This is a genomic window from Massilia frigida, from assembly GCF_011682175.1.
Taxonomy (GTDB): domain Bacteria; phylum Pseudomonadota; class Gammaproteobacteria; order Burkholderiales; family Burkholderiaceae_D; genus Telluria_A; species Telluria_A frigida.
Genome location: NZ_WHJG01000252.1, coordinates 1 through 226 on the forward strand (window position 1 = coordinate 1; position 226 = coordinate 226).

Here is a 226-nt window from a genome sequence, read left to right on the forward strand (position 1 = left end):
GTTTCTTGAACGGCTCGAGTCGGCTTCGGCGGGCCCACGATATCCAACGCTCCAGCGCCGCCTGCGCCGCTTCCGCGCTGTTGGCGGCCACGGCGTGCTGATAGGTGTCCCGCAATGCTTCTTTCAGCCGCCACGCCCTTGCGGTCTTGAGCCGGGAACGCTGCAAGAGATACATCGTGTCGCGCTGGCGCGCCGTCCAGCTGTGCGCGTCGCGGCGCATGCCCCA

The 226-nt window shown here is 67.7% G+C and carries 1 protein-coding gene; it reads right to left on the minus strand.

Annotation, left to right across the window (positions count from 1 at the left end):
- The coding region (locus F2P44_RS34845) for a transposase (RefSeq protein ID WP_167094654.1) at positions 1 to 226 on the minus strand (226 nt) is incomplete at both ends.